Raw genomic sequence first — 22,624 nt, forward strand, 5'->3', positions numbered from 1 at the left:
GCCCGCCTAGTTGGACTGGATGCGGTCAGTACCCAGTGGAAGGCTGACCGTGACTGTGGTGCCCCCGCCCAGCGTGGAGGCCACGTTTATCTGGCCGCCGTGGCGGTCCACAATATCCTTGGAGATGGCTAGGCCCAGCCCGGTTCCCGGGATGGCGCCGGACATGGCGTTGGAGGCCCGGTAGAACCGGGTGAACACGTGGTCGATCTCGTCGCTCGAGATGCCGATGCCGGTATCGGCCACCCGGACAGTGGCCCACCGGGAACCGTCCGGCGCGGCATGCGATTCGCTGCCCACCTCGATCCGTCCCCCGCTGGGCGTGAACTTGATGGCGTTGGACACCAGGTTGGTGAATACCTGCTGCAGCTGCACTTCATCCCCGAGGATCTGCGGATCCTCCGGCAGGGGATCCACATCGATGGTGACGTTCTGCAGCGTGGCAAGGGGGCGCAGTGCCGCAGCCACCAGGTCCAGGGTCTGTCCCAGGTGCACGGGGGCCAGGTGCATGGGACCGTCGTCCGGTCCGTGGCGCGACACGCTGAGCATGTCCTCCACGAGCGTCCGGAGCCGTTCCGTATTGCGGACCACGATGTCCAGCATCTGGTGGACCTCCTTGGACACCGGGTGCTGGGTGCTTTCCTGGATCATGTCCAGGTACGCCATGATCGAGGTCAGCGGGGTGCGCAGTTCGTGGTTCACGGTGGCCAGGAAGTCGGTCTTGGCTTTGTCGAGCTCCCGCAGCCGCTTCACCACCTGTTGCTGGCTGCTGATCAGGTGGCTCTGGATCAGCCCGTAAGCGGCGTTGCCCGCGACGTGCTGGATGAGGCCAAGCTCGGCGTCGGACCAGCTCCGGGGCCGGTCCATCATTGCGATCCAGATGATGCCGAGGGACGAGTTGCCTTCCCCGATCGGGACGGCCAGCGTCGAGACCGCGCCCGCAACCGCTGCCGCGGGCTTGTCGTGGGGGCGGCCCTGTGCTTCGTGGCCGTCCGCGGACAGCGTTTCCGTCCCGGCCCAAAGGGCGTCCGCCATCTGCCGGGCTTCCTCTTCGCCGGGAAGGGCGTCCTGGTCCAGTTCCGGCAGTCCGGGCCTTCGCCAGGTGGCCAGGATCGGGGGCACCCTGGGGTCTTCGAAGGTGGCCAGGACCACGTGGTCGGCCCGGAACGTGCGGCCGAAACCGGCGACGACATGATCGGCGATTTCCTGGGGATCGTTGGTGGCGCGGACCGCTGCGGACACTTCGCGCAGCTGCTCCCGAAGGCCCTCGGCCTCCTGCCGGGACGCCCGTCGCCGGGCCGCCTGATCGATCAGCACAGTGGCGCGGTGCACCAGCTCCCTGGGTGCCGGCGGCTTGGTAATGCAGTCGTGGATGCCCGGAGGGTTGGCAGCCTCGATCTCCGCCGGGCTGTCCAGGTCCACCATCACCAGGACGGGGGCCGTCGACTTGACTGCCGCCAGGAAGGCGTCGGCCACGATGACAGACGGCTCGGCGTCCAGGAGCAAGGCGGCTAGGCTATCCATGTCCCGGGCTTCGAGGACGGTATAGCCGGCGTCGCGCAGTGCCTCGGCGTTGACTGCCAGGCGCCGGGGGTCCGGATCAGCCACGAGCGCTGTGCGCGGAGCGCGTACCTCATTCGGCACAGCCGTCACAGTGCCCCCTTCCCTCCCAGTTGTCTACATTCTAGGGGGATGCGGCCCCTGCGGTTCCATAGATCCAGCGGCAATCGGGTCCGGGAAGGGCACGCGGCGTAATATGGCGCTGATCCAACGGCTGCCCGGCCCTGGAACATATATTTGAGCGGTGCCCACCCCAGCAAAACCCCCGGTGCCCACCTGGCAGAAGTTCCTGATACTCCCCAAGATCATCAGGCTCGCCCGGCACGCCCCGAAGGACCGGCACACGGCCTGGGACCGCTACTGGGCGGGCATAACCGCGACGGGCGAAGACAGCGAGGTGCTGTGGGACTCCGGCAGCGACTCCGAGTTCCTGGGCTACAAGGACACCCTCCTGCACTACCTGGATCCCCGGCGTTCCATCGTTGATGCCGGCTGCGGCCACGGCAGCTTCACCCGGGCGCTCGCCGGGATCTTTCCCCGGGCCATCGGCGTCGACGTTTCGGAACACGCCGTGGCCCGGGCCCGGTCCGAGTCCCGGGGCATCGGCAACGTCAGCTTCGACGTCCGCGACCTGACGGCCCCCGGGGCGGGTGCCGCGCTGGCGGCGGCAGGGTTTGTGGACGACGGCGGGGCCAACGTTTTCATCCGGGGCGTGCTGCACGTGCTGGACGACGACGACCAGGCGGCACTGGTGGAAAACCTCAAGACCGTCGCCGGGTCCGGGGGCACGGTGTTCATGGCAGAAACCAACTTCCAGGGAAATCCGCTGGAATACGTCTCCCACCTCGGTGCAACCACGCACGGTATTCCGGCGCCCCTGGAACTGGCCATCCGCGGGCTGCCCATGCCCGGCCGGTTTGGTCCCGACGAACGCCAGCGGGTGTTCCCGGCGTCGTCGTGGGAACTGCTTGAAGACGGCGATGTTGCCATCCGGACCAACCCGGTGACCGGCGTTGCGGGCCAGGACCGCGTACCCGGCTACTACGCAGTGGTCCGTCCGCTGCCCTAGTACCCCCCGCAGAACCACACACTTCCCCGCACGCTCCCCGCACAGTACCGCTGTGCCCCTTGACACGCGGCCTGACCGGGAGGCTACATGGTAAGTAGACTTACTAAGTGGCAGGGAAAGGACGGTGCCGTGGCGCAGGACATAAGGAAACAACGCCGGCGAAACGGGCAAAGACGGGGATGACGCAGGGCGACCACCTCGGAGTGCTGCGCATCGACTTTGGCGGCGACGACGACAAGCTCCGCCACGTCAGCTGGGAGGAGCGGTTTGACACCTTCGACTCCCGGAAACTGAATTTCATCTACCAGGAACAACGCAGCGACGGCACGCAATCGAACTTCTTCCGGTTGGAGAATCCCAACCGCGAAGACGCCTGAGCCGCACCGCCCCAGCACTCGACACGGGCACCGGCCACCCCCGGCGCCCTTCAGCCGACCGTTGGCGCAAGACCTACAGGAAACCCCATGAGCAATCTCATCCCGTCCGGCGCACTTCGCCGGATGCTGCTGCCGCCCACCTACGGCCGGCACGTCACCCCCGCCAGCGAATTCACCATCCTCTCAGTGGAGGTCTGGGCCTCAGGACTGGTGGTTAACGTCCATCTGGCGTCAGAAGGCGCACCCGCGCCCCGGCTGATTCTGGAGGACCACTTCGGCACCAAATATTCGCTGCAGGAATCCGCCGTCGTCGATTCCCGGAACCTGCAGGTCTTCACTCCGTCGGTGCCTCCGGGCACCAGGAGCCTCACCATCCGGGCCGCGGACGACCCCGGGCGGCCCGTGGTGACTTTCGCCGTGCCGATGATGGCAGTTCCGGACGCACCTTCCGTTGCCGCCGTACCGGAGGCGCCCGCCGCACGGGAAGCAGCGGGCCTGCCCGATGAGGCGCCCTACCAGCCGGAACTCCGCCGCCCAGCTTGACCCAACCGAAAGGCTGCACCATGCCAGAAACCAGCAACTTCGCGCCCACCACCGCCATTGTCACCGGTTCGGACTCGGGAATCGGAAAAGCCACCGCCGTCGCACTCGCCCGGGCCGGAATGGACGTGGGCGTCACCTGGCACTCCGACAAAGCGGGGGCGGAAGCCACGGCCGAAGAAATCCGGGGCGTGGGCCGCAAGGCCGTGGTCCGGCAGCTGGACACCACCGAACTCAGGGCGGCGGCAGGCGTGATCGATGGGCTGGCGGACGAACTGGGCGGCGTGGACGTCTTCGTCAATAACGCGGGCACAGGTGAAGGCACCAGGTTCCTGGACCTGGATATCGACAGCTGGATGCGTACCCTGGACACCAACCTCAACGGCGCCTTCGTCTGCCTGCAGGCCGCAGCCCGGCGCATGGTGAAGGCGGGCAACGGCGGCAGGCTGATAGCGGTGTCCAGCGTGCACGAGTTCCAGCCCCGGGTTGGCTCATCCGCCTACGACGCCTCGAAGCACGGCCTGGGCGGCCTGATGAAGACCCTCGCCCTGGAGCTCGGTGCCCACGGCATCACGGCCAACACTGTCGCCCCCGGCGAAATTGCCACCCCGATGACCGGGCAGGAGGACCAGGACCCGACGATGACGGAGCGGCCGGGTGTGCCGCTGGGCCGGCCTGGCAACGCCTGGGAAATTGCCGACGTCATCGCCTTCCTCGCTTCCCCGGCATCCAGCTATGTCACGGGTGCCGCCTGGGTTGTGGACGGTGGAATGCTGCAGATGGGACCGCAGGCGGGGTCCCATATCACCAGCAACGACTGGCGCGAGGTTTAAAAGCGCCCACAGTCTCAGACCCCAGGGCCATCGGCCCTCGTCCGCATGACGGATCCGGCAAGCGCTTTCCTGTACCGGGCTGGCATGATGGAACGCATGCGCATTCTTATCGCTCCGGACAAATTCAAGGGCTCCCTCACGGCCGCCGAGGCCGCCGCCGCGATGGCGGAAGGCGCACTGCGCGTGTACCCGGACGCCGTCACCACCCAGTTCCCCATTGCCGACGGCGGCGAGGGCACCCTGGAGGCAGCGGTCGCCGCAGGCTATGAGGAACGGCTCAACGCCGTAGTGGGACCGATCCTCGCCCCCACGGGCGCGGCGTGGGCCATCCGCAAGGCCGGGGACGGCAAGGTCACCGCGGTGATCGAGACCGCGCAGGCCTCGGGGCTGGCGGACATGGAACCGACGCCGGCCAATGCCCTGCGCGCGCATTCCTACGGCTGCGGGCAGCTGATTGCCGCCGCCCTGGACGCCGGGGCCACGGAGATCGTGCTGGGACTGGGCGGCTCGGCCATGACGGACGGCGGCAGCGGAGCGCTGCGCGCCCTCGGCCTGAAGCCCCTGGACGCCGCCGGGAACGTGGTGCCGCTCGGAGGGGGGTCGCTTGCGGAGATCGTTTCGCTGGACACCAGCGGACTTGATCCACGCCTGGCGGCAACCACCTTCCGTATTGCCGTCGACGTCCGCAACCCGCTGTACGGGCCCTCCGGTGCCGCCCACGTCTTTTCCCCGCAAAAGGGCGCGGACCAGGAGGGGGCGGAGCTGCTCGACGCCGGGCTGCGCAACTGGGCGTCCATCCTGCGGGAAGTGACGGGCCGGGACGTGAACGTCCCGGGCGCGGGCGCCGCCGGTGGCTTCCCGGCGTCGTTCCTTGCCTTCACCAGCGCCACATTGGAAGGGGGCTTCACACTCGTGGCGGGCCTGACCGGCCTGGCCGGGCAGCTGTCCGGCGCGGACCTGGTGATCACCGGCGAAGGCTCCATGGATTCCCAGTCGCTCACCGGCAAGGCTCCCATCGCGCTCGCCGACGCCGCCCGGGAGCTGGGCATCCCGGTCATCGTGGTGGCCGGCCGGATCCTCGTGACCCTCGAGGACCTGGCCGGGCATGGGGTGGTGGCCGCCGCGCAGCTGCTGGATGTCGCCGCAAGCCCCGAAGACGCCATCGCCAACGCCGGCAAGTACCTGGCCTGGGCAACCAGCCAGGTACTTGAAGGGGCCTAGCCGTACAACTAGCCGACGATTGTGGTGTTGCGGCGCCGCCGGAAGACCAGGACCGCAATCACCACCAGCACAGCGATTCCGCCGATGACCCAAGGGGCGTAGTTCACGCGCGTCGATTCGTTCTGCGCTGATTCGCCGGTGCCCGGGTTGGCGGGGCCGGTGGACGCGGTGTCGCCCGTGGACGGCGTGGGGGAGGTTCCCAGGGCGGCGTGGGCAGGGGTGGCCTGGGCAACGGCGGTTCCTGCCGGCGCTGCCCCCGCGGCGACTGCGGGCAGGGCCGGGGCGGCCAGGAGCAGCAGCGCCAAAAGTACGGTTCGGACAAGGGCTCGCATACAGTTTCTCCTCTTGGTCGGCCGGGCCTCAGGCGCCGGTCTCGTAGTGGGGTTCTGCAACGGGTTTCGATTCCGGGGACCCCTTTTCCCGGAGGTAGACCGAGGCGCCCACCAGGACGGCGACGGCCAGGAATTCGCTTTGCCAGTTCTGGAAGGACTCGAACCAGAAACGGCTGGTGCCGAAGTATTGCAGGAAGCTGACGGTGGCCTCGCCGTGGCTCTGCTGGTCCTGGTTGTACTCGTCCACGCCGCCGGCGGCGTGCAGGAGGAAGGAGGCCAGGAACAGCACGAAGAACAGGATCGACAGGGAGTGCTCGTAAAGCTTGAGGATCGCGCCGCCGCGCCTTGCCGGCCACGGTGACGCGCTGCTGAGCTTGGCCTCGCGCGGATCCTCGTCCTGCGGTGCCTTCCTGCCCATGGGCTTGGACTCGGAGGAGCCCTTTTGGAACAGGAACACCGTCAGGACCACGTACATGGCCATCTGCAGGAACTCCGATTCCCAGTTTTCGAATGTGGCCTCCACGAAGGCGCCGGTGCTGAGGAACTGTAGAACCCCGACTGCCGGCTCCCCATGGGCCTGCTGGTCTTCGCTGTAGGACGCGGCTCCGGAGAGGATCATCCCTACGAAGAACGCCAGGAACAGGCCCACGTTCGCCAACAGCAGTCCGTGCTCTTTGGCCCATTTGCGCATGATTTACTCCTTGCCCGGCAGTGAAGAGTGGTTTCTGTTGTTGGCCCGCTTGTTCAGGTGCAGGGGAACAAGCACCAGCAGGACCACGAGGACGCCCAGAAGTGCCCCACCCGCGGTCATCCCCGCCGACCGGCCCGCGGTCACGTCAAACACGAGCGCGGCCGTTCCGGTGCTGAGCAGCGCGATCCCGGCAAGGGCGATCTTGGTGATGGCATCGGCGCTGGAAACCAGGGTTTCCTTGAGCCGCTTCCGGAACAGCCTGCGGTGCACGCTGACCGGCAAAAGAATGAAGGCCGTGGTCAAGGCGGCGACCACCACGTTGATGAGGTACAGGTTGACCTGGAAGTCGTCCAACTCCTCGAACCGCTGCTGGAAGGGCAGCGTCAGCAGGAACCCTGCCAGGATCTGCACCCCGGTCTGCAGGACCCGCAGTTCCTGCAGCAGCTCCGCCCAGTTGCGGTCCAGTTGCTCTTCGCGGGTTTCATTGCGTCCCGACTTGCCGGTGTAGTCCTCCACTTCGGACATCGGCCCTCCTTCCTCGTGCGGCCAGCCCGTGTCCCTTCTTTCTACTCCCCCCGTACCCAGAAACAAGGCCGTCCGTTGCGCGCCCGGCAACATTTGGTAAGTTTACTGATTATTGCCCGTGCCGGTGGACTTAGTCTTTCGGCCGGGATAGCTTCGAAGGGCCGGAGCACGGGCGCTTCTCAACCGACACAGTTCACATGACACAGGTCAACCGACACAGGCAGGCGGACTATGAGCGACACGGACAAGCAGACAGACCAGCCGAAGGACCCGCGCGGCGGCTACCACTCGGGGCCTTTCCCGGAACAGGAACAGAAGCAGCCAGGCCTGACCGCGCCGATGGACCCCAAGCCGGACCACGGGGAACTCAGCTATGAGGGCCACGGCAAACTCAACGGCAAAGCAGCGCTGATCACCGGCGGCGACTCCGGCATCGGCAAGGCCGCGGCCATCGCCTTCGCGAGGGAAGGGGCCGACGTTGCCATCTCCTACCTGCCGGAGGAGGAAGACGACGCCCAGGACACCGCCGAATGGATCAGGAAGGCTGGCCAGCGCGCGCTGCTGCTGCCGGGGGACGGACGCGAGGAGGAATTCAGCACCAGCATCGTGGAGCAGGCCGTCTCCGAGTTCGGCCGCCTCGACGTGCTGGTCCTGAATGCGGCCTACCAGAAGAACCGCGAAAGCCTGGAGACCCTTCCCACGGAGGAATTCGACCGGGTCTTCCGGACCAACCTCTACTCCCTGCTCTGGACCGCACGCGCCGCGGTACCGCACCTCAAGGCCGGGGCGTCCATCATCACCACGGCATCGATCCAGGCTTTCAACCCCTCGCCCGGGCTCATCGACTACGCCATGACCAAGGCGGCGCAGGTGGCCTTCACCAAGGCCCTGGCCCAGGAGCTCGGCCCCAAGGGGATCCGCGTCAACGCCGTGGCCCCGGGCCCCATCTGGACGCCGTTGATCCCGGCCACCGAGTGGCCGGACAAACTGCCCAAGTTCGGCCAGGACACGCCGCTGGAGCGTGCCGGCCAGCCTGCGGAGCTCGCGGCGGCCTACGTGCTGCTCGCCTCCGAGGACGGCTCCTACATCTCCGGCGCAGTCCTTCCCGTCACGGGCGGCAAGGGACTCTAGGCAGGAAACCCCAGACCAGCAACACCGGCAATCCACAACAGGAGGAAGCATGACGCAGGAAAACCAGCAGGCTGAACCCGAGACGGCTCCGGGCGGCTACGGCACCCCCACCGCCGAGCAGGAGGCAGCAGGAACGCAGGGCGGCCAGGGCCAGTCCGGCGGCACGCCGTCCGGGGGAACTTCAGGCGGCGCCGAGACGAACGAACCCCAGGCCGGGGCGGGCCAGGAGCAGGTGCCCCACGACATGGACGTCCCCTCAAGCGCGGCGGAGATCGACGAATCGAACGATGACTCCAAGGGGTCGGCGCCGGTCTCCTCCGAATCTGGCCAGGAGGCTGCCGGTATCCCCGACGGTAGCGGGAACGATCTTCCGAAGGAGGAATCGCCGAACGACGAAGACGAAAGCTTCGACGCCGGATAAACACTGGTAGCGCGCCAAGGCCCCCGCACCCGCAGCCACGCCGGCAGCAGGATCGGGGGCCTTTTGCCGCACGCGGATACCCGCCATGCTGCCGGGCTGCCGGCATACATCCGGCCCCGTTGGGTACAGGACAGGACGAAACCGATTCGCTGGCCCCGGCGCCCCTTCCGTGCAGTGCGCCTTCCCGGGGCCGGACCCGATGCAAGGAAGGTGGGCTGTGAGCAGGAGAACTTCGGAACAGTGGGCACGGCGACAGGACCGGCCCGGCAACGTGGCCGTGGACGTCCTGGTGCCCACGTGCAACCGTCCGGCAGAGCTCGCCGTCACCCTTGCCGGCCTGGCCGGGCAAGCCGCGCCCGCGTTCGCCGTCATCATCAGTGACCAGTCAGCCGGCCAGCCGGCCTGGGAACACCCCGCCGCGGCCGCCATGGTCAGGGTGCTCGAAGCCCAAGGCCGTCCCGTCACCCGGCACCGCCACCTGCCGCGGCGCGGGCTCGCAGAACAGCGCCAGTTCCTGCTGGAGCAGTCCACGGCGGACCAATGCCTCTTCCTGGACGACGACGTCTGGTTGGAGCCCGGTGCCCTGGAACGGCTAAGCCAGGCCCTGGCCAAGCTCGAGTGCGGTTTCGTGGGAATGGCGCCGCAGGGCCTGTCCTTCCTGGCCGACCACAGGCCGGAACAGGCGGCAACCTTCACGGCCTGGGAGGGGCCCGTGACCCCGGAGCGGGTCCGCCCGGGCAGTGCCGAATTCGAGCATTGGCCGCTGCACAATGCCGCCAACCTCAGCCACCTCAGCGCCGAACTCGACCTGCAGCCGGGCCAGTGGGTGCCCTACCACGTGGCGTGGCTGGGCGGCTGCGTGCTGTACCGCCGCGAGGCGCTGCTCGACGCCGGCGGGTTCAGTTTCTGGACCAGCCTGCCCGCCGACCACGCGGGCGAGGATGTCGTGGCCCAGTGGCAGGTCATGGAACGGTTCGGCGGGGCGGGCATCCTCCCCTCGGGCGCCGTCCACCTCGAATCCCCCACCACCGTGACGGACCGGCGGGTGGAGGCGTACGACGTCGTCCTCAAGCAGGAGTCGGTCTGACCCGGCCTCGATCTGACCGCGCCCCCGTAGGGCCCCCTGCCGGAGGTTCAGTCCTTGCTGCTGAAGGCGGCGTCGAAGCTGGTTTGGGAGGCGGGGAAGTCGTATTTTTTGAGGTTGGCGAGGGCTTCGGGGGCACCGTGGAGCCGGTCCATGCCGGCGTCTTCCCATTCGATGCTGATGGGGCCGGTGTAGCCGATGGCGGCCAGGGCGCGGAAGGAGGCTTCCCAGGGGACGTCGCCGCGGCCTGCGGAGACGAAGTCCCAGCCGCGGCGGGGGTCGCCCCAGGGCAGGTGGGAGCCGAGGACGGTGTTGCGTCCGGTTTGGCGGACCTTGGTGTCCTTGCAGTCGACGTGGTAGATCCGGTCTTTGAAGTCCCAGATGAAGGAGACGGGGTCGATGCCCTGCCACATCATGTGGGAGGGGTCCCAGTTCAGGCCGAAGGCTTCGCGGTGGCCGATCGCTTCGAGGGTGCGGACGGTGGTCCAGTAGTCGTAGGCGATTTCGGAGGGGTGGACTTCATGGGCGAAGCGGACGCCGTTTTCGTCGAAGACGTCAAGGATGGGGTTCCAGCGGTCGGCGAAGTCCTGGTAGCCGGCCTCGATGACTTTTTCGGGGACGGGCGGGAACATGGCGACGTACTGCCAGATGGAGGAGCCGGTGAACCCGACGACGGTGTCCACGCCGAGGGCTTTGGCGAGCCTGGCGGTGTGCTTCATTTCCTCGGCGGCGCGGGTGCGGACGCCTTCGGGGTCGCCGTCGCCCCAGACTTTCGACCCGACAATGGCCTGGTGGCGGAAGTCGATGGGGTCATCGCAGACGGCCTGGCCCTTGAGGTGGTTGGAGATGGCCCAGACCTTGAGGTTGTACTTGTCCAGGATGGCGAGTTTGGAGTCGACGTAGCCGGGTTCGTCCCAGCGCCAGGCGTCCAGGTGGTCGCCGGAGACGGCGATTTCCAGGCCGTCGTAGCCCCAGCCGGAGGCCAGTTTGGCGACTTCCTCGAAGGGCAGGTCGGCCCACTGGCCGGTGAACAGGGTGAACGGGCGGGGCATGTCAGGCTCCTTGCGGGGTGGTTCCGGTGGATGGTGTGGGGGAGGGCACCTGGACGAGGGCGCTTTTCGCCGCTGCTGATTCCTCCACCGCGTTGAGGATGTACTGGACCTTCAGGCCTTCTTCGAACGACGGCGAGGGCTGGGTTCCGCCCTTGATGGCGGTCAGGAAGTCGCGGACCTGGTGGGTGAAGGTGTGTTCCCAGCCGATGATGTGCCCCTGGGGCCACCAGGCCGCAAGGTAGGGGTGCTCGGGTTCGTTGACGAGGATCCGCCGGAAACCCTGCTCCCTGGCGGGTGCTGTGGCGTCCAGGAAGCCGAGCTCGTTCAGGTTCTCCAGGTCGAAGAGGATGGTGCCCTTGTCGCCGTAGACCTCGATCTGCAGGGAGTTCTTCCTGCCGGTGGCCACCCGGGAAACCTCCACTGAGGCGACCGCCCCGGAGGCGAGGGACAGCGTGGCCCAGGCGGCGTCGTCGACCGTTACCTCTTCCATACCGCCCTTGCCGGGGCGGCGGTCCACGAAGGTGTTCAGCCGGCCGGAGACCTCGGTGACCTGGTCGCCCAGGAGGAACAGGACCTGGTCGATGGCGTGGCTGGCGATGTCGCCGAGCGCGCCGGAGCCGGCGGTTTCCTTGCGCAGCCGCCAGGTCATGGGGGCCTGGGCGTCCGCGAGCCAGTCCTGCAGGTAGGCAGCGCGGACGTGCCGGACGGTGCCCAGGCGGCCTTCGGCGATCAGTTCCTTCGCGAGGGCCAGTGCGGGGACGCGGCGGTAGTTGAAGCCGATCATCGACTGGATCCCCCTGGCGCGGGCCTTGGCCGCCGCCGCGGTCATGAGCTCGGCTTCTGCCAGCGTGTTGGCCAGCGGCTTTTCCACCAGGACGTGCTTGCCTGCCTCCAGCGCGGCAACGGCGATCTCGGCGTGCATCCAGCCCGGGGCGCAAATGTCCACGATGTCGACGTCGTCCCTGGTGATCACGGTGCGCCAGTCCGTGGCGGATTCGGCCCAGCCGTACTTTCCCGCGGCGTCGGCCACGGCGGTGGCGTCCCGGCCCACGAGGACTTTCTGCTCGAAGGCCGGGACGTCGAAGAAGCTGGCCACGTTCCGCCACGCGTTGGAGTGGGCCTTGCCCATGAAGGCATAACCGATGGCGGCCACCCCCAGCGGGCGGGAAGCCGGGCGGGAGGCCTGGGGTTCGGTCGGGTGTGCGGGGGTGGTCATAGTGTCTTCCTGCGTGCTTCCTGCTTGCTGGGCTGGTTTTGCTGGATCAGATGGTGGCGGTTTCCGGTGCCCAGTCCTCGGGGAGGGCGGCGGCTGCCGGTGCCGAGCTTTCGACGTCGACGAACCTGCCGGAGTCGATGGATTCGCTGATGGAGACCATGGTGTCCAGGACGTGGTAGGCGAGGTCTCCGGTGGCGCGGTGCGGGACACCGGCCCGGAGGGAGCGCGCCATGTCCAGCACGCCCATGCCGCGGCCGTTGGCGGGGCCGGTGGCGGGGATGGTGGTCCAGTCCTCGTCGCCGGCGCGCCAGAGCCTGATGTCGCCGGTGAAGTAGTTGGGGTCCGGCAGCGAGAGGGTGGCCTCGGTCCCGGTGATTTCCACGAAGCCCATCCGGGTCCGGGGGGATTCAAAGGAGAAGACGCTGTGCGAGGAGGCGCCGGACTCGAACTGGGCCATCGCGGAGACGTGGGTGGGCACCTCGACGGTGAATTCCTCACCGGCCCTGGGACCGGAGCCGATGATGCGCACGTCCTTGGCCTTGGATCCGACGGCGGCCACCTTGCGGATGGAGCCGAACGCCTGGACGAGTGTGGTGAGGTAGTACGGGCCCATGTCGAACAGCGGACCGGCGCCGTGCTGGAAGAGGAACGCCGGGTTCGGGTGCCAGGATTCCGGCCCGGGGGTCTGGAACGTGGTCATCGCCGTCAGCGGCGTGCCGATGTCCCCGCGCTGGATCAGCCGCAGAGCCGTCTGGATGCCGGCGCCGAGGAAGGTGTCCGGGGCGCAGCCCAGGCGGATGCCGGCGGAGTCGGCGGTCTTGAGCAGGCCCAGGCCGGACTCCCTGTCCAGGCTGAAGGGCTTCTCGGTCCAGACATGCTTGCCGGCGTTGACCGCGGCGGTGGCCACCTCCACGTGCGCGGCGGGGATGGTGAGGTTGACGATGATTTCGACGTCGGGGTGGTTCAGGGCCTTGTCCACCCCGCCCCATTCGGCGATGCCGTATTCCTTGGCGCGGGCCTCGGCGGCCTCCTCGAAGAGGTCGGCGATGACGTGGACTTTCAGGTCCGGGAAGGCGGTGAGGTTGTCCAGGTACTGCTTGCTGATGACTCCGGCGCCGATGACGCCGACGCCCACCGGTCCTTTGCGTGTAGGGGGTGCTGCGGGGGTGCTCACGCGGTGGCTCCTTCGGCGGTGCTGTTGGCTGCGTTGTTGAGGAAGGCCAGGCTCTCGGCGATGCCCTCGAAGATGTCACCGGAGTAGTCGTCGAACTCCACCACGCCCACCTCCAGCGACTTTGCCGCGGCAATGACATCCAGGACCGGTACCTTGCCCTGGCCCGCCGGCTGCTGTGCCTTGTTGTCCCCGGTCAATGGGCCATCCTTGATGTGGATGAACTTCACCCGGTCGCCGAGCTTGGTGAGGATGTCCACCGGGTCCTGGCCGCCGACGGCCACCCAGTAGGTATCCACCTCCAGGACCAGTTCCGGATCCAGCAGGCTTTCAAAGTACTCCAGCGCGGTGCGGCCCTCAACGATGGACTCCAGCTCCCAGGCGTGGTTGTGGTAGCCCACGCGGATGCCATAGTCGGCGCCTTTCTTCGCCGCGGCGTTGAGCTTTGCGGCCGTGGCCTGGATGTCTTCGGCCTTCTGCCAGTGTTCCGCCGGCAGGTACGGGTCGATCACGGTGGTGATGCCCAGTTCCTTCGCCGCAGTGAAGATCTCGTCCTGGTCCTGGGCCATCAGCGGAGCGTGGCCGGACGGAGCCGTGAGGCCGTTCTCCTTGAGGGCGGCACCCAGTTCCTTCGCCGTGGCCACGAAGTTGTAGGGCTCCACCTGGGTGTATCCGATTTCGGCCACTTTCCTGATGGTGCCGGGAAGGTCCTCGGAGATGGCGTTGCGGAGCGTGTACAGCTGCAGTGAGTAGGACATCGGTTTCCTTTGCGGACTAGTTTGCTTCGAGCAGCGGGGTCAGGCGCTGGCGGGTGGTCTCCCGTACAGGATCACTGCGGCTGATGCCCGGCATTCCTCCCGCGGATGTGTGTGCAGTCCATCACAACCTAGGGCGACTTTTACCGCGCGTCAAGCAAAAGTTGTTTGTCGCGTGTCACAGTTCTGCCGGAATGACAGCAGGAAGTAGGAGTGTTATGACTTAGACATGACTCAAGCCACGGGTAAGCAGGCCGCGAAAGACGCCGACGTCGGCAGCCTGTCGCGGGCGGGGGATCTCTTCCAGCTCCTGCGTGACGGCAAGGCCCGGACGCGTGCCGAGCTGGCACTAACCACCGGCCTCGCCCGCTCGACCGTCGCCTCCCGGATCGACGCGCTCATGGCCTCCGGCCTGGTCGGTCCGGCCGGCGAGGCACTCTCCAGCGGCGGCAGGCCGCCGTCGCGCTTTGCCTTCAACCCCTCCGCCCGCCTGGTGCTGGCCGTGGACGTGGGGGCCACGCACGTAATCGTCGCGGTCACGGACCTCGGCGGGAAGATCCTGGCCGAGCACCGGCTGGCCCAGCAGGTGGCTGAGGGGCCGGAAGCGGTCCTCGACCGTGTGGTGGCGCAGGGCAAGGAGCTGCTGGCGTCCGTGGGACGCAGCGTCGGCGAACTTGCAGGGATCGGCATCGGACTGCCCGGGCCCGTGGAGCACGACACCGGCAAGCCGGTGAAACCGCCCATCATGCCGGGCTGGGACGGCTTCGACGTCGTCAGCTACGTCCAGCGGTCGCTGCCGGTCCACGTGCTGGTGGACAACGACGTCAACATCATGGCGCTGGGGGAGCAGACGGCGCATTGGCCCGGGCACGGCAACCTCTTCTTCGTGAAGGTGGCCACGGGCGTGGGCTCCGGCATCATCAGCAGCGGCGAACTGCAGCGCGGCGCCAACGGCACGGCCGGCGACCTGGGGCACGTGCAGGTGGCCCGGGGCGGGGATGTCCTGTGTGCCTGCGGCAACTACGGGTGCCTGGAAGCGCTGGCGTCCGGGCCCGCCGTCGCCCGTTTCCTGCAGGGGCAGGGGCTGGATGTTGCCAAGGGCGCGGACGTGCTCCGGCTCGCCGCCGACGGAAACCTGCAGGCCATCCAGGCGCTGCGCCAGGCAGGCCGGGACATCGGCGAGGTACTGGCCACCGTGGTTAACCTGCTCAACCCGTCCGTCATCGTGGTGGGCGGCAGCATGGGGGAAACCGGTGAGCACCTCGTGGCCGGCATCCGAGAGGTGGTGTACCGCCGCTCACCGCCGCTGGCCACCTCCCACCTGCGCATCAGCGTCTCCCGTGCGGGCGCCCAGGCGGCGGTCCTCGGGGCGAGCCAGCTGGTGACCCGGCACGTCCTCTCGCCTGCCGTCATCGAAGCCACGCTGGCCGGTGCCATGGCGGGCTGACGCCCGGGCCTGCTGACCCGGGCGCCGGCGCTGGCCCTAAGCTTCGGCCTCCGGCTCAGGCGCCTCGGTCAGCAGCAGCGCGGTGCCGCCATAGGCCGGCAGTTCGAGGAAGAAGCTGTGCAGGTCGTCCACCTGCCCCACCGTCCCGCCCGAGAACAGGTCCTTGACGTTGGCCCCGGACGGCAGCTCGTTGGACTGGATGCTCCCGGCGATGTCCTGCCCGGAGAAGTTCAGCGCCGTGACCTGCAGGGAACCGTCCTTGAGCCGGTTGACCAGCACCAGTGCCCCGCGGTTGGAGACCTCGGGAACATCCAGCAGCGTGCCCGTGGCGATGCCGTTGTCCTCCCGCACGGCAAGGATCCGCTGCAGCCGCCGGGCGAACGAGTCCGGGTCCTTCAGCTGCTCGGGCAGCGGCCCGTAGAGGCTCCGCGCGCGTGGCATTCCTGCCGAGGACGTGGTGGCGTCCGGGCTGGTCCCCATGAGGTCGTGGGCGCCGCGGTTGATCCACCGGGTATCACCCTGGGCGGTCAATTCCCGAACGCTGCTGCGGTCCAGGGCCATGATGCCTGTGAGGTCCCAGCCGGACAGTGCGAAGACGCCCGGCTGCAGGGCGTTGTACATCGCCAGGAGCAGGTGGACATCCCGGATCTGGGCTTCCTGCTCCGGCGTGACGGTGGCCGGGTCCTTGATGCCCAGGGCCGCCATGATGAAGCTGACCGTGGTGCAGGCGATGCCGTTGGTGGTGAACACGGCGTTGTAGGGCCCGTTCTCGCCCGTCAGCCGCTCGCGCAGGGTCTGCTGGACCTGTTCCGCGAGTTCCCCGCCTGTGAGTTCCTCCCCGTTGAGTTCGAACATCTCGTCCCGGTGTCCGGCGGCGAAGTGCAGGAGCTCATAGGTGAGTTCGTCATGGTTCTGGAGGGCGTGGACCAGCGAGGCCTGGTCTACCCCGATCTCCATCGACAGGCGCAGCGTGAGCCGCAGGAATTCGGTATCCGCGGTGACCAGGGAGTAGTGGTACGCGGGCCGGGTGATGAAGTCATAGGAGAGGTCCGGGCCTGATTCGGAGGTCGCCTTGATGTCGTCGATGGTGAGGTTCAGTTCCTGGAAGGAGAACCCGCCCACCTTGCGGATCATGGAGCCGATCAGCTGGTTGGCTGCCTCGGACAGCGGGTGGCCTTCAGACCAGCCGGGCTGTTCCTCGGCGCTCTTTTCCACGCCCAGGAACCCGTTGGCGTCCAGCCGGAGTGCGCCCGTGCCCAGGTCCACCAGGGAGTGCAGCGCGTCGCCCACCACCAGCCGCATGCCGGCGAAGGTGGGGTCCAGCCAGTTGATGGAGGGCTGGCCGGCCTTGAAGTAGTGCAGGTAGACCCAGCGGCGGGTCTTTCCGGTGGTGTCCACGATGGGCCGGGTGGCACTCCAGTTGGTCTCCTTCACGCCGGGCTCGTAGAAGATGACCCGCTGCAGCCTGCCGATGATGTAGCCGGCCTTCTGCAGCGCCTGCTCGGAATCGGGGCTGAGGTTGACCGAATCCGCGCCCTCCGGGACGTCCGGAAGCAGGTTCCAGTCCTCTTCCGGGATGTCCACCATGTGGTAGATCCCGGGATAGTCCCGGAAGTTCATTTCGGCCAGCCGGAAGTCCGCGCCCTTGCCGGTGTGCCCGGGGACGATGTCGTCAATGACCGTTCCCTCGTGCTCGGCGGCCACCTCGCACATCCGGCGGAACTCGTCCTCCGTGCCAAAGACGGGATCGATGGCCATGCTGATGCGGTCGAAGTGACCGTCCACGCTCGGCGTGTGGGACCAGCCGCTGATGCCGCCGGCCAGTTTCACCGGTCCGGTGTGGATCCCCCGGATCCCAATTTCACGGAAGGCTTTCCACATTTCCGGATCGCCCAGGGCGGAGAGGAACGACTGGCCGGTAGGGGTGATGAAGGACAGCGGGTAGGCCGTGAACCACACGGAGGCGCGTTCGACGGCGGCCCGCGGATTCGGGTGGGCGTAGGAGTTCTGCCACATGCTGGCCTGGCCGGACAGCTGCCGGGCCAGGGTGTTCGCATCCCCGAGCATCGCCTGGTTGCGCAGCCACTCCACGTACGCGGCGTTCCGTCCGTCGAATTCAAAGGACGGCCGGTCGCCCACAAACTGGCGCCGGCGCGCGATGGGCCTCAGGGCCTTCGGGCGGGCTGCGAAAAACTGTTCATCGAAAGTGGCGTCCAGCTCCGCGGCCGGTTCGGCCGCGTTCTGGTCCACTTCCCCATTACCTGCGGCGGCATCCGATTCAGAAATGCGCTCGCTGGTATCAGGCTCCCGCATAAGCTCCTCTTTCCCTTGCTCGTTTCCGTGCTGGCGTGGATGCTTCCAAACCCTGCCCACGCAAACCCGTACCCATGTGAACAGGGACTATTCGGCGTTCCCTCTCCCGATGCTACTGCCCGGGCCCGTGGCGGAAGCAAGCATGCGGGGCGCGGCGTGGCCGCATGACCCGAATCCCCCAATTCCCCCAATTGATGGATTCACGCACCTCCACGCGCTTTCCGGACGTATTCTTAGAAATAGGTTTTGCAGTAGGCCGAAGCGCTTTCGACCAAGGCTGGAACATGGCCGCTGAACCTTCGGGGCAGGTTGGCTGGGGACCGCTTCCAGTTCCACCGGAGCCGGTTTACGACAGCAAGGATGTCGAAACCTACCTCTGGGAAGTCGCTCATGACTTCATGAGGGACATCAAGGGTGACCGCCGCAGCATCGGCTGGGCTGCCACCCTCTTCCGGCTTGGAAAAGCGCGCACGCTTGCGGCCAGCACTGAACAGGCGCGCGAGGCGGACCGGGAACAGTGCTCCTTCGCCGACGGCCCGCTCATGGAGGCGCTGCGCAGCGGGGAGTTCGTGGTGGTCTCGGACCTCAGCCGCGACCGGCGGTGGCCCGGTTATGCCAGCGCAGCCGCCGGCCATGGCGTGCAGTCCCTGCTCGCGGTCCCCATCCTCAGCGAAGGCGCAACCAGCGCCGCCATCACTCTCTACGCACCCGTGCCGCATGCCTTCAACAGCGACGACCTGCTGGCAAGCCAAAACTACGCGCGCCAGATGGCCCGGGCCCTGCGCGTCCTGGTCCGCGTGGCCCAACGCGCCGAAACGACGGCGGGCATCGCCGTCGTCCAAAGCTCCCTGGTCCTGGTGGACCTGGCGGTGCGCAGCCTGATGAATGAATACGGACTCACCCGGGAGGGCGCGCTGCGGTTCCTGCAGACGCAGGCACTGCACCACGAGGTTGACCTCCGGGACGCGGCCTTGAACATTGTCGCCCCGGGCGGGTTGAACCCGGGCGGCGGGCAGCCTCCTGGGCCGGGGCAGGAAAAGTACGACGGCGTCACGGAGCTTCCGCGGCCGTCGGCGGCGGGGCGGGACCTTCCAACCGGAACGTCGCTCCGCAAGGACGGTGCGGCGGAGGCAGAACCCCCGCCCGCCGCGGAAGGGAGGACGGCATGACCATCGAGAAACAGGACTTGCGGGCCGGCGCGGACGCGCCCGGCCACCCCTGGCACCGGTTCGTTGCATTGGGGGACTCCTACACGGAAGGGGTGGGCGACCCTGAGCCGCGGAGCCTTGGCGGCCTTCGCGGCTGGGCTGACCGGGTGGCCGAGGAACTGACCGCCGGGCAGGCGGATTTCGCGTACGCCAACCTGGCCATTCGCGGCCTGCTGCTGCGGCAGATCCTTGACGGGCAGCTGGCCGCGGCGCTGGCACTGAAGCCGGACCTGGTGGCCATGGCGGCCGGCGGCAACGACATCATCTTCCGGCACGGCGACCCCGACAAGCTTGCGGAAAAACTGGACCAGGCAATTGGCGCCCTTGCAGCCACGGGGGCCACCGTGCTCCTGTTCGCGGGCCCGGACTGGGGCAACACGCCGGTCTTCAGCACCATCCGCGGACGTGTGGCCATCTACAACGAGCACCTGCATACGATCGGGGCACGGCACCACGCCGTCATGGTGGACCTGTGGTGCCTGCCCGAACTCCAGCACGCGCGCATGTGGGACCCGGACCGGCTGCACCTGTCCCCGCTGGGCCACCACGCCGTGGCCGTGGCAACCCTCAACGCGTTGGGCGTGCCGCACACGCTCGAGCCGCTGCAGCCGCGGCCACTTCCCGCGCAGGGGTGGAAGCACGCCAGGGCCGAAGACCTGGTGTGGGTGCGGCACTACTTCGTCCCCTGGGTCCTGAAACAGCTGCGCCCGCACCCGGCAGCGGTTTCGCTGGCGGCAAAGCGGCCGCAGCCCGGACCGGTGTTCGGACTGGGCCGCCCGGGCCCCTTCCCGGCCGCGCACCCGGCCCTGGCTCCAGCCACCGTAAAGACGGGCACCCAGGGGGCCGGTACAGCTCGAGGCAGGGGCGCGGTGATGGGCGACGTCGCCTGAGCGGGGCTCAGCGCTTCTTCGGAGCCCGCTTGGCGGCGGCGTTCATCGCTGCCTTCACGGCCGGCGGCAGCCCGGACTGCTCGGTTTCCGGCTCGGCCACGCTGCCGCGCGCCTTCGCGATGGCGCGCATCCCGTGGTAGACCACCAGGGCTGCTGCGGATCCGAGGGCGATGCCGTTGAACTTGAGGTCGCCAACGGTCCAGGTGTAGTCCGCAATGCCGATCACCAGGGCCACCGCGGCGGTAGTCAGGTTCACCGGGTTGGAGAAGTTCACCTTGTTCTGCACCCAGATCTTCACGCCCAGCACGCCGATCATGCCGTACAGCATGGTGGCTGCGCCGCCCAGCACGCCCGGCGGGACCGTGGCGATCAGTTCGCCGAATTTCGGCGAGAAGCTCAGCAGGATGGCGAAGATGCCTGCCACCCAATAGGCCGCCGTCGAATAGACCTTCGTGGCCGCCATGACGCCGATGTTCTCGGCGTAGGTGGTGGTGCCGGACCCGCCGCCGAAGCCCGCCAGGACCGTGGCGGCGCCGTCGGCCATCAGCGCACGTCCGGAGACGCCGTCGAGATTCTGCCCGGTCATGGCGGCAACGGACTTGACGTGGCCGATGTTCTCGGCCACCAGCACCAGGACCACGGGCACGAAGAGGCCCAGGACGCCGATGTGGAACTCGGGGGTTTGGAAGTGCGGCAGGCCCACCCAGGCAGCGGCGTCCATCTTGTCGAACTTCACCTCACCGCGGAGCATGGCCACCAGGTATCCCACCACCACGCCCACCAGGATGCTGAGCCGGCCCAGGATCCCGCGGAACAGGACGCTGACCAGGATGATGGTTGCCAGGGTGACGACGGCGGTGACCGGCGCGGCGTCGAAGTTCTGCTTGGCTGCCGGGGCAAGGTTAAGGCCGATCAGCGCCACGATGGCGCCGGTGACGATGGGCGGCATGAGCCGGTTGATCCACTCGGCGCCGAACTTCTGCACGATGGCGCCCACCAGCGCCAGGACCACGCCGGCCAGCACCACCCCGCCGAGCGCTCCGGGGACTCCGAACTGCTGCTGTGAGGCCATGATGGGCGCGATGAACGCAAAGCTCGAGCCCAGGTAGCTGGGGATCCGGCCCTTGGTGATCACCAGGAAGAGCAGGGTTCCGATGCCGGAGAAGAACAGCGTGGTGGCCGGGGGCATGCCGGTGATGATGGGAACGAGGAACGTCGCGCCGAACATCGCCACCACGTGCTGCATGCCCACGCCGATGGTGAGCGGCCAGACCAGCCGCTCGTCCGGTGCCACGACGCCGCCCGGCTTGATGGATTTACCGGTGCCGTGCAGCTTCCATTTGATTCCGAGCATGCTCATGGGAAGGAATGCCTTTCAGGGGGTGCCTCGAGGGGGCGAAGATCAACTCGCTCCAGAATACTCCCCGGCCTCCCGGCCCGATCCTCTGTGGCCAAGGTCACCGGCCGTCACGGGAAGAGGGTCGAAGCGCTTGAAGTTGCAACTATGGAAAGCAACGAGGCCACCCCCGGAAGGCGGGGCGGCGCAGCGAAAGGTACGCAATGACCATTGCCCATGAAGAAGCGGTTATCGATTCGGCAGCCGTCGACGCCATCTTTGCCCAGGCCCGCACCGCCAACTCCTTCACCGGAGAAGTGACCGAGGAGCAGGCCCAGGCGATCTACGAACTCACCAAGTTCGGTCCCACAGCTTTCAACTCCCAGCCGCTGCGCGTCACCTACGTCCGTTCCGACGAGGCCCGCGCCACCCTGGTGGACGCCCTGTCCAAGGGAAACCGCGCCAAGACCGCCTCCGCGCCGCTCGTGGCCATCCTTAGCTACGACACCGACTGGGCAGGCAAGTGGGACAACTTCCTCCCCGGCTACAACGCCCCCAAAGCCATGTACGACGCCGACCCTGGACTGGCCGCCGCCACCGGCAACAACAACGCGCACCTGCAGGCCGGGTACTTCATCCTCGCCGTCCGCTCGCTCGGTTTCGCAGCCGGCCCCATGACCGGCGCGGACTTCAACGCGATCGACGCCGCCTTCTTCCCCGCCGGCGACCAGAAGAGCTTCCTGGTGGTCAATATCGGCCAGCCCGGTGAGGACGCCTGGGGCGAGGCAAAGCCGAAGTTCTCCTACAGCGAGGCCGTCCGTACCGTCTAACCCCCTCCCGGATGCTCTATCACTTATGGTCCCTAACCAGCCCGTTTAAGGACCATAAGTGATAGAGCATCTGTGGTTAAGGGGGGAGGTGGGAGACTGTGGCTATGCCCTTGCGGAACCTGATTTTCGTGGCGTTCGTCGAGCCGGTGGCTGGCGGCCAGGTGTTTCCGCGCTCGGACTGGCCGCTGCACATCACCCTGGTGAGGTTCGACGTCGGCGCGCCGGCAGGTGCCGACCCCGCCGTATCTGTGGGGGCGCTGGCCGAGGCGCCGGCCAGGGCTGCTCTCGGGGCGGGCCTCAGGGTAGGGGAGGACGCGGCCTTCGGGCGGAACGGCTCGGTGCCCGTCAGCCTGGTGGATCCGCACCCGGCCCTGCAGTCGCTGCATGAGGAGCTGGTGCAGGTGGTGGCGGGCGTGGGCGGCAGGATCCTGACCCCGCGCCATACCCTGTCCGGCTACCGCCCCCATGTCTCCCACCATGGCGCCCCGGGAGCCGGCTTGAAGCGCCTGAACCAGGGCGACGCCGTCGTGCTTGAGCGCATCGCCCTGGTGGATATGGCTCCCGGCGGCGACCACACCATCAGGCGCGTCCTGCGGCTCTGGTCCCGTTAAAAACACAGATGCTC

At 67.7% G+C, this 22,624-nt stretch carries 23 protein-coding genes; 13 read left to right on the forward strand and 10 right to left on the reverse strand.

The window, feature by feature from the left end; translation table 11 throughout:
• Positions 1 to 6: 6 nt before the first annotated feature.
• On the reverse strand, positions 7 to 1,650 hold the full coding sequence (locus K4G53_RS06200; protein WP_221384600.1) for an ATP-binding protein: 1,644 nt from the start codon (positions 1,648 to 1,650) through the stop codon (positions 7 to 9).
• Between the two features lie 151 nt (positions 1,651 to 1,801).
• Here K4G53_RS06200 and K4G53_RS06205 point away from each other — a divergent pair, with 151 nt between their 5' ends.
• The 5 genes from K4G53_RS06205 (at position 1,802) to K4G53_RS06225 (ending at position 5,597) form a co-directional block, all read left to right on the forward strand.
• Positions 1,802 to 2,626: a class I SAM-dependent methyltransferase gene (locus K4G53_RS06205; protein WP_308287832.1), complete on the forward strand. Its 825-nt coding sequence runs from the start codon at positions 1,802 to 1,804 to the stop codon at positions 2,624 to 2,626.
• Positions 2,627 to 2,805: 179 nt separating this feature from the next.
• A complete protein-coding gene (locus K4G53_RS06210) occupies positions 2,806 to 3,003 on the forward strand; it encodes a hypothetical protein (protein WP_221384601.1) in 198 nt (65 codons plus the stop codon).
• An 87-nt stretch (positions 3,004 to 3,090) separates the two neighbouring features.
• Entirely contained in the window at positions 3,091 to 3,546 is a 456-nt protein-coding gene (locus tag K4G53_RS06215; RefSeq protein WP_221384602.1) for a hypothetical protein, read from the forward strand.
• 20 nt (positions 3,547 to 3,566) lie between these two features.
• A complete protein-coding gene (locus tag K4G53_RS06220) occupies positions 3,567 to 4,376 on the forward strand; it encodes an SDR family oxidoreductase (protein ID WP_221384603.1) in 810 nt (269 codons plus the stop codon).
• A gap of 96 nt (positions 4,377 to 4,472) precedes the next feature.
• Positions 4,473 to 5,597 carry a glycerate kinase gene (locus K4G53_RS06225; protein WP_221384604.1) on the forward strand — a complete coding sequence of 375 codons (1,125 nt, stop codon included), beginning with the start codon at positions 4,473 to 4,475 and terminating at the stop codon, positions 5,595 to 5,597.
• 8 nt (positions 5,598 to 5,605) lie between these two features.
• Here the strand turns inward: K4G53_RS06225 and K4G53_RS06230 are convergent, their stop codons facing one another.
• From K4G53_RS06230 to K4G53_RS06240, 3 genes are read right to left on the reverse strand one after another with little or no spacing between them, the layout of a single operon-like run.
• Positions 5,606 to 5,929, reverse strand: coding sequence for a LuxR family transcriptional regulator (locus K4G53_RS06230; protein WP_221384605.1), 324 nt, complete (start codon positions 5,927 to 5,929; stop codon positions 5,606 to 5,608).
• 28 nt (positions 5,930 to 5,957) lie between these two features.
• Complete coding sequence (locus K4G53_RS06235; RefSeq protein WP_221384606.1) at positions 5,958 to 6,620, reverse strand: DUF6766 family protein; 663 nt, start codon at positions 6,618 to 6,620, stop codon at positions 5,958 to 5,960.
• Between the two features lie 3 nt (positions 6,621 to 6,623).
• Positions 6,624 to 7,145 carry a DUF6328 family protein gene (locus K4G53_RS06240; protein ID WP_221384607.1) on the reverse strand — a complete coding sequence of 174 codons (522 nt, stop codon included), beginning with the start codon at positions 7,143 to 7,145 and terminating at the stop codon, positions 6,624 to 6,626.
• A gap of 231 nt (positions 7,146 to 7,376) precedes the next feature.
• On the opposite strand from K4G53_RS06240, the gene K4G53_RS06245 reads away from it, so the two are divergent.
• The 3 genes from K4G53_RS06245 (at position 7,377) to K4G53_RS06255 (ending at position 9,784) form a co-directional block, all read left to right on the forward strand.
• Positions 7,377 to 8,276, forward strand: a complete 900-nt coding sequence (locus K4G53_RS06245) for an SDR family oxidoreductase (RefSeq protein ID WP_221384608.1) — start codon at positions 7,377 to 7,379, stop codon at positions 8,274 to 8,276.
• A 49-nt stretch (positions 8,277 to 8,325) separates the two neighbouring features.
• Positions 8,326 to 8,697, forward strand: a complete 372-nt coding sequence (locus K4G53_RS06250) for a hypothetical protein (RefSeq protein ID WP_221384609.1) — start codon at positions 8,326 to 8,328, stop codon at positions 8,695 to 8,697.
• Positions 8,698 to 8,914: 217 nt separating this feature from the next.
• Complete coding sequence (locus K4G53_RS06255) at positions 8,915 to 9,784, forward strand: glycosyltransferase family A protein (RefSeq protein WP_308287833.1); 870 nt, start codon at positions 8,915 to 8,917, stop codon at positions 9,782 to 9,784.
• Between the two features lie 47 nt (positions 9,785 to 9,831).
• Here the strand turns inward: K4G53_RS06255 and K4G53_RS06260 are convergent, their stop codons facing one another.
• From K4G53_RS06260 to K4G53_RS06275, 4 genes are read right to left on the reverse strand one after another with little or no spacing between them, the layout of a single operon-like run.
• Entirely contained in the window at positions 9,832 to 10,833 is a 1,002-nt protein-coding gene (locus K4G53_RS06260) for a sugar phosphate isomerase/epimerase (RefSeq protein WP_221384611.1), read from the reverse strand.
• 1 nt (position 10,834) lies between these two features.
• On the reverse strand, positions 10,835 to 12,049 hold the full coding sequence (locus K4G53_RS06265; protein ID WP_221384612.1) for a Gfo/Idh/MocA family protein: 1,215 nt from the start codon (positions 12,047 to 12,049) through the stop codon (positions 10,835 to 10,837).
• A gap of 46 nt (positions 12,050 to 12,095) precedes the next feature.
• Positions 12,096 to 13,223 (reverse strand): Gfo/Idh/MocA family protein, encoded by a 1,128-nt coding sequence (locus tag K4G53_RS06270; RefSeq protein WP_221384613.1) that lies wholly within the window; start codon positions 13,221 to 13,223, stop codon positions 12,096 to 12,098.
• Complete coding sequence (locus K4G53_RS06275; RefSeq protein ID WP_221384614.1) at positions 13,220 to 13,978, reverse strand: sugar phosphate isomerase/epimerase; 759 nt, start codon at positions 13,976 to 13,978, stop codon at positions 13,220 to 13,222. The genes K4G53_RS06270 and K4G53_RS06275 overlap by 4 nt, the downstream gene beginning before the upstream one ends.
• 226 nt (positions 13,979 to 14,204) lie before the next feature.
• On the opposite strand from K4G53_RS06275, the gene K4G53_RS06280 reads away from it, so the two are divergent.
• Complete coding sequence (locus K4G53_RS06280) at positions 14,205 to 15,422, forward strand: ROK family transcriptional regulator (RefSeq protein ID WP_221384615.1); 1,218 nt, start codon at positions 14,205 to 14,207, stop codon at positions 15,420 to 15,422.
• A 36-nt stretch (positions 15,423 to 15,458) separates the two neighbouring features.
• Here K4G53_RS06280 and treS read toward each other — a convergent pair whose 3' ends face one another.
• Entirely contained in the window at positions 15,459 to 17,735 is a 2,277-nt protein-coding gene (gene treS / locus K4G53_RS06285) for a maltose alpha-D-glucosyltransferase (RefSeq protein ID WP_221384616.1), read from the reverse strand.
• 284 nt (positions 17,736 to 18,019) lie between these two features.
• Here treS and K4G53_RS06290 point away from each other — a divergent pair, with 284 nt between their 5' ends.
• Positions 18,020 to 18,904: a GAF domain-containing protein gene (locus K4G53_RS06290; protein ID WP_221384617.1), complete on the forward strand. Its 885-nt coding sequence runs from the start codon at positions 18,020 to 18,022 to the stop codon at positions 18,902 to 18,904.
• Positions 18,901 to 19,833 carry an SGNH/GDSL hydrolase family protein gene (locus K4G53_RS06295; protein WP_221384618.1) on the forward strand — a complete coding sequence of 311 codons (933 nt, stop codon included), beginning with the start codon at positions 18,901 to 18,903 and terminating at the stop codon, positions 19,831 to 19,833. The genes K4G53_RS06290 and K4G53_RS06295 overlap by 4 nt, the downstream gene beginning before the upstream one ends.
• A 7-nt stretch (positions 19,834 to 19,840) precedes the next feature.
• On the opposite strand, the gene K4G53_RS06300 is transcribed toward K4G53_RS06295, so the two are convergent.
• Complete coding sequence (locus K4G53_RS06300; protein WP_221384619.1) at positions 19,841 to 21,193, reverse strand: uracil-xanthine permease family protein; 1,353 nt, start codon at positions 21,191 to 21,193, stop codon at positions 19,841 to 19,843.
• A gap of 200 nt (positions 21,194 to 21,393) precedes the next feature.
• Between K4G53_RS06300 and K4G53_RS06305 the strand changes: the two genes are divergently transcribed.
• Positions 21,394 to 21,999, forward strand: coding sequence for a malonic semialdehyde reductase (locus K4G53_RS06305; protein WP_221384620.1), 606 nt, complete (start codon positions 21,394 to 21,396; stop codon positions 21,997 to 21,999).
• Positions 22,000 to 22,103: 104 nt separating this feature from the next.
• Positions 22,104 to 22,610, forward strand: coding sequence for a 2'-5' RNA ligase family protein (locus tag K4G53_RS06310; RefSeq protein WP_221384621.1), 507 nt, complete (start codon positions 22,104 to 22,106; stop codon positions 22,608 to 22,610).
• The last annotated feature ends 14 nt before the right edge of the window (positions 22,611 to 22,624 follow it).

The sequence above is a fragment of the Arthrobacter sp. MAHUQ-56 genome (assembly GCF_019710585.1).
GTDB lineage: Bacteria > Actinomycetota > Actinomycetes > Actinomycetales > Micrococcaceae > Arthrobacter.

Bases quoted from the DNA above. Each gene is read 5' to 3' on its own strand.
- K4G53_RS06295 (WP_221384618.1), top strand. From the start codon at position 18,901: ATGACCATCGAGAAACAGGACTTGCGGGCCGGCGCGGACGCGCCCGGC.
- K4G53_RS06300 (WP_221384619.1), bottom strand. From the start codon at position 21,193: ATGAGCATGCTCGGAATCAAATGGAAGCTGCACGGCACCGGTAAATCC.
- K4G53_RS06225 (WP_221384604.1), top strand. From the start codon at position 4,473: ATGCGCATTCTTATCGCTCCGGACAAATTCAAGGGCTCCCTCACGGCC.
- K4G53_RS06265 (WP_221384612.1), bottom strand. From the start codon at position 12,049: ATGACCACCCCCGCACACCCGACCGAACCCCAGGCCTCCCGCCCGGCT.
- K4G53_RS06260 (WP_221384611.1), bottom strand. From the start codon at position 10,833: ATGCCCCGCCCGTTCACCCTGTTCACCGGCCAGTGGGCCGACCTGCCC.
- treS (WP_221384616.1), bottom strand. From the start codon at position 17,735: ATGCGGGAGCCTGATACCAGCGAGCGCATTTCTGAATCGGATGCCGCC.
- K4G53_RS06240 (WP_221384607.1), bottom strand. From the start codon at position 7,145: ATGTCCGAAGTGGAGGACTACACCGGCAAGTCGGGACGCAATGAAACC.
- K4G53_RS06210 (WP_221384601.1), top strand. From the start codon at position 2,806: ATGACGCAGGGCGACCACCTCGGAGTGCTGCGCATCGACTTTGGCGGC.
- K4G53_RS06305 (WP_221384620.1), top strand. From the start codon at position 21,394: ATGACCATTGCCCATGAAGAAGCGGTTATCGATTCGGCAGCCGTCGAC.
- K4G53_RS06290 (WP_221384617.1), top strand. From the start codon at position 18,020: ATGGCCGCTGAACCTTCGGGGCAGGTTGGCTGGGGACCGCTTCCAGTT.
- K4G53_RS06245 (WP_221384608.1), top strand. From the start codon at position 7,377: ATGAGCGACACGGACAAGCAGACAGACCAGCCGAAGGACCCGCGCGGC.
- K4G53_RS06280 (WP_221384615.1), top strand. From the start codon at position 14,205: ATGACTCAAGCCACGGGTAAGCAGGCCGCGAAAGACGCCGACGTCGGC.
- K4G53_RS06230 (WP_221384605.1), bottom strand. From the start codon at position 5,929: ATGCGAGCCCTTGTCCGAACCGTACTTTTGGCGCTGCTGCTCCTGGCC.
- K4G53_RS06275 (WP_221384614.1), bottom strand. From the start codon at position 13,978: ATGTCCTACTCACTGCAGCTGTACACGCTCCGCAACGCCATCTCCGAG.
- K4G53_RS06250 (WP_221384609.1), top strand. From the start codon at position 8,326: ATGACGCAGGAAAACCAGCAGGCTGAACCCGAGACGGCTCCGGGCGGC.
- K4G53_RS06235 (WP_221384606.1), bottom strand. From the start codon at position 6,620: ATGCGCAAATGGGCCAAAGAGCACGGACTGCTGTTGGCGAACGTGGGC.
- K4G53_RS06220 (WP_221384603.1), top strand. From the start codon at position 3,567: ATGCCAGAAACCAGCAACTTCGCGCCCACCACCGCCATTGTCACCGGT.
- K4G53_RS06310 (WP_221384621.1), top strand. From the start codon at position 22,104: ATGCCCTTGCGGAACCTGATTTTCGTGGCGTTCGTCGAGCCGGTGGCT.
- K4G53_RS06215 (WP_221384602.1), top strand. From the start codon at position 3,091: ATGAGCAATCTCATCCCGTCCGGCGCACTTCGCCGGATGCTGCTGCCG.